This window comes from bacterium, from assembly GCA_018830565.1.
GTDB lineage: Bacteria > UBA9089 > JAHJRX01 > JAHJRX01 > JAHJRX01 > JAHJRX01.
Genome location: JAHJRX010000007.1, coordinates 1 through 4,927 on the forward strand (window position 1 = coordinate 1; position 4,927 = coordinate 4,927).

The following is a 4,927-nucleotide window of genomic DNA, read 5'->3' on the forward strand; positions in this document are numbered from 1 at the left end:
CATTATTTTAGCTAACCTCTTTTACTCTTTTACTTTCTTTGACAAACTTTCTTTTCTCCCAAAAGATCCCTGCCAGTCCAATCATTATTTTAGCTAACCTCTTTTACTCTTTTACTTTCTTTGACAAGCTTTCTTTTCTCCCTTTGCCCAGCTGTCCCGCAATGAAACTGTTTGGTTAAAAACTAATCTTTCCTTGGTAGAATCAAGATCTACACAAAAATAACCATGTCTTAAAAATTGGTATTTACTATCTGGAAAGACCTCCTTCAAGCTTGGCTCTACTTGACAAGAAGTCAATATCTCTAAAGAATTAGGATTTAAATCTTTCTTAAAATCTTCTAAGTTCTCTAAATTTGGGATGGTAAAAAGATGACTGCATAAACGAACCGTAGCTTCTAAGGCAAAGTCTTCAGAGACCCAGTGTAAAGTTCCCTTTACTACTCGTCCATCCTTTGACCAACCACCTTTTGTTTCTGGATCATAAGTGCAGTGGAGTTCTTTTACCTCTCCGGTCCGGCTATCTTTAATCACTTCTACCAGTTTAATATAATAAGCATGCTTTAATCGAACTTCTCGACCAGGGGCTAAGCGAAAATAACCAGCTGGTGGTTCTTCCCGAAAATCATCTTTTTCGATATAGATTACCTTAGAAAAAGGAATCTGGCGACTTTCCATCTGAGGATCTTCGGGATTATTTTGAGCTTCTAATTCTTCTACCTTGCCTTCCGGGTAATTTTTTATGACCACCCGCAGTGGGCGTAAGACCGCCATCACCCTGGGGGCTTTTAAATTTAAATCTTCTCGAAGGCAATGCTCGAGCAGGGCTATATCAACCACACTGTTACTTTTAGCTACGCCAATACGTTCACAAAAACTCCTAATAGCCTCTGGGGTATAGCCTCTTCTTCGTAATCCTGAGACAGTAGGAAGGCGGGGATCATCCCAGCCTGAAACATATCCACCTTCTACCAATTCCAAAAGCTGTCGCTTACTCATCACGGTCCAATTTAAGTTTAAACGGGCAAATTCAATCTGTTTAGGATGACAGCTAACATCTAATTGGTCAAGGATCCAGTCGTATAAAGGCCGATGGTCCTCAAACTCAAGAGTACAAATAGAATGAGTAATTCCTTCGATAGAATCAGAAAGGCAGTGAGCAAAGTCGTAAGTAGGATAAATACACCACTTTTTACCTGTCCTCGGATGTTCGGCTCGTTTTATTCGATAAAGAACTGGATCTCTCATATTTAAATTGGGAGAAGCCATATCGATCTTAGCTCTAAGGACGCAAAAACCATCTTCAAATTCACCTTGTCGCATCTGCTGAAACAAGTTTAAATTTTCTTCGATCTTTCGATCGCGATAAGGACTATCCTTGCCAGGGCTAGTTAAAGTACCCCGATAATTTCTAATCTCATCGGCATTTAAGTTACAAACATATGCTTGGTTAGCTTTAATTAACTGGACTGCGTATTGATATAATTTTTCAAAATAGTTTGAGGCATAGTATAAGTGCTTTCCCCAATCAAATCCAAGCCACTGGACATCTCTTTTTATAGCTTCAACATACTTAATATCTTCCTTTTCTGGGTTAGTATCATCAAATCGTAAATGGCAGTTACCATTATTTTCTAAAGCCAGACCAAAATTTAAGCAAATAGATTTAGCGTGTCCAATATGAAGATAACCATTAGGTTCTGGCGGAAACCTAGTGATTACTCTACCTTTATTCTTATTGTCCTTTAAGTCTTGAGCAATAATATCTCGAATAAAATTAGAAGGTGGCAAAGAGTTATTAGTGGTCATGATATTTTACTCCTATCTTTAAATTACTCCTAATCTTTAAAAGATTTAACTCTTCTTAACTAATTTATTTAAAAAAGTCTTCTTTAAGGTCTTCTTTAAATAAGATTTAAGCCGTGATAAACCTTGTTCTAAATTTATTAATCGTCCTTTAATGTCTTTCTTAGCTACGATAATTCTGATACTCTTCTTTTCTAATTTGGTAAACTTGTGCTTATGGGGCTCATCTCCAGATAAGAAGTAAAATTCTAAAAGATTTCTTTTAATACTTTCCTTAATCCAATAAGAGATTTGAAGCATTCCTATCCCATATTTAACGTAAGTGCTCTCCATAGCAGATTGGTAACCATAGATCTTACCTCCATAATTAAAACCATACAGATACCCTGCTTCTTTTTCGTTAATTAACAAGATATAAAATTCTAACCACCCTTTTCCTAAGGCCAGGTTCATCACCTTTAAATTAAATCGATTAAAAGAAGGCATTAGGAAGTAGTTAAATTTTCCTTTTTCTCTCCACCTTTTCTGGTGCATCTTGATAAACTTATTAAAATTATCTTCTATTAACTCTTTATCTTCTATCTTTCTAAACTCTAATTGATACTCTTTTTTTAACTTTCGCTCAAACTTTCTTAAGTTATAACGAGTTTTAGTCCCAATAGAGCTTAAGTAAGTCTCCCACAATTTTGGCAGAACAATAAAGGGACCTTTTTTAAAGGCAGGATCAAGAGAGAACCAAAATCCTTCTTTTTTTAAGTCTTCACAAAATAATGAAATATTGATAGAATCTTCTAAAATATCTGTTAGGTTTATGGAGTCCCAAAAAGTCTCGTTCTCTTTTAAGTAAGTTACCAATAAACTTATCACTTTTGCTTCTTGAGTTGGATAAATAATAAAATTTAAGTAGTCTGAATCTACCGGTTCTCCTTGGGCTAAAAAATTTATCTCTTTTACCTTAAATAATCTAAACACCTTTCGATAATTAACTATTAAAGGAGCAATTCCTATAATTTCATCTTTATCGGTAACTAATAAAATATAAAGCTTGCTGCAGTCTCCCATCTCCTTCCACCAGGTATATGTCCATTCCCATGTTAAAAAAAAGTGATTTTGGTTACTCTTCTTTAAGAGGTTATTCCACTTCTCTCTTAAAGAAAAAAAATCTTCTTCTTTTTCAATTAGCCTAACTTTCATACTTAAAATTACCTAGAAGATAAAAAGAAAGAACTAAACTTTATATATTTCAAAGAATTTTTTATAAGCTCCTATTTGACTATAATTCTCTTTTACTAATCTTGAAGCATTTTTTATTAAATCTTCTCGTAATTTTTTTTCTCTTAACAATTTTACCGTCCAGCTAACAAATTCTTCTGTCGTATCAGCAATAAGGACATCCTTCTCGTGGGTTAAGCCTATTCCTTCTGCTCCTACATTTGTCGTAACTACCGCTCGATTATACATCATAGCTTCAATAATCTTTCCCTTAATTCCACTTCCAATCCTTAAAGGAGCTACTAAGATAGAGCACTGGCTAATATAATATCTTATATCTGGAACAAAACCTAAGACAAAAATACCATTCTGGCCATGATAAGCTGAAAATATCTTATCTAATTCCCCTCCCATGATAAAAAGTTGCACCTCGCTTATCTCTTCTTTAATCTTCGGAAAGATGTCTTTGATCAGATAAGTTATGCCATCTATATTATGAGGAGAAACACCACCTACAAACATTAAATTATGGGAATCACAGGGAGGTAATTTACCTATGTCTATATTTAACAAAAAAGGTGAGGTTATAATCTCTTTATTAGAAATATATCTCTCTAAAATTTCTTTATCCTTAGGAGTTACCGTTAAGATAGTCTTAAATTTACGGCAACATTTTATCTCATACCTAAAGGTGTTCTTCCAACGAAAATAAGCAAAAAGTTTAGAAAGACCAAACTTAGTAACCTTATATTCTCTTTGATAGCGGACAAATTCTACATCTTCTTCTAAAACAAAACTCTTAACTCGCCTAAAGTACTTAATAAAATATCCTGTCCACCAATATTCAAAGTGAACTAGATCGAACTTTTTAGACAAAGCTACTTCTTTAATCTTCTTTCGTAATGGCAGGCAATTAGCATATAAAAGGTCTTGAGGAATAAAAAAGAGTAAAGAAACTATAGAATTTATTACCTTAAATAGAGACCGATAAAGAAAGCTTTTTTTATTAGGATTAAGCACCGTATGAACTTCTACCTTTAGATCCCTGATGAATTTAGCATTCTTCACATCTTCCATACTATGACAAAGAGAGATAAGGGTCAGGTGGCAGCGAGAAGCTAAATATTTGATAAGTTCGTAAATCTTAATCCTTGATCCATAATCTAAAGGATAAGGCATGATAGGTGAAATAATAAGAATATTCTTCTTTTGATTAGTGGTCATATTCATCCTCAAGTTTTGAGATTGGCGGTGTCTTTTACTGCGATATTACTCCATTTTGCAGAGACCTCAAAGAGTAAAGAATGGACAATATCTATTTTTCCTTTTTCCTCCTTCGCCCACTTTGACACATAAATTTTCATTAATAAGTGCTATAATATATTGGCTTAGATAATGCAACTTAAATCTTTGCAAATGTCAGCCACAAAATCCAGCAATTCTAATTATGAAAATTTCTTTTTATTCTATAGGTGGATGAAAACTACTGTTTGCTGCGCCAGAAATTACCCACCCGCAAGACTTTTTTTGATGATATTCGTGCTTTGACTCGTTATCTGTATTTTGATAGCTGGGATTATCTTATGTGGTTTATGTTGAAGTGTTTATATTGAAGGGATTAGAAGAGAGGCATAAGATTAAGGTAGAAGAAAAAGGAATAAAAAGAGTTAGTCTTCTTTAAGTTAGCTTCAACTAATAATGCCAAGAAGGTTTAAAAAAGAAAACGCTTGACAACGTTTTCAAGATAGGGGGAGAGATTTGTCCAAAACATAGAAAAATAGATATTTGTCTGATTTAATAAGTTACAAGGTGTGATTAAAAAGGCTGAACTAGAATCAAATTAGGTTTCTTTTTAATTCAAGCTTTGGGAAAATTCATTAATGCTTCTATGAAAATCGTAGAAATTAGGTTA

3 protein-coding genes are annotated in these 4,927 nt (G+C 33.8%); all 3 read right to left on the reverse strand.

What is annotated here, in order from left to right; translation table 11 throughout:
* Positions 1 to 111: 111 nt before the first annotated feature.
* Genes KJ849_00610 through KJ849_00620 form a run of 3 tightly spaced genes read right to left on the reverse strand, consistent with a single transcriptional unit; the run spans position 112 to position 4,239 of the window.
* Positions 112 to 1,806 carry a glutamine--tRNA ligase/YqeY domain fusion protein gene (locus tag KJ849_00610; GenBank protein ID MBU2599077.1) on the reverse strand — a complete coding sequence of 565 codons (1,695 nt, stop codon included), beginning with the start codon at positions 1,804 to 1,806 and terminating at the stop codon, positions 112 to 114.
* 45 nt (positions 1,807 to 1,851) lie between these two features.
* A complete protein-coding gene (locus KJ849_00615) occupies positions 1,852 to 2,997 on the reverse strand; it encodes a GNAT family N-acetyltransferase (GenBank protein MBU2599078.1) in 1,146 nt (381 codons plus the stop codon).
* 33 nt (positions 2,998 to 3,030) lie between these two features.
* Positions 3,031 to 4,239, reverse strand: coding sequence for a glycosyltransferase family 4 protein (locus tag KJ849_00620; GenBank protein ID MBU2599079.1), 1,209 nt, complete (start codon positions 4,237 to 4,239; stop codon positions 3,031 to 3,033).
* Positions 4,240 to 4,927: the final 688 nt, after the last annotated feature.

Excerpts from the sequence above, each read along its gene's own strand:
- KJ849_00610 (MBU2599077.1), bottom strand. The coding sequence starts at position 1,806 with ATGACCACTAATAACTCTTTGCCACCTTCTAATTTTATTCGAGATATT.
- KJ849_00615 (MBU2599078.1), bottom strand. The coding sequence starts at position 2,997 with ATGAAAGTTAGGCTAATTGAAAAAGAAGAAGATTTTTTTTCTTTAAGA.
- KJ849_00620 (MBU2599079.1), bottom strand. The coding sequence starts at position 4,239 with ATGACCACTAATCAAAAGAAGAATATTCTTATTATTTCACCTATCATG.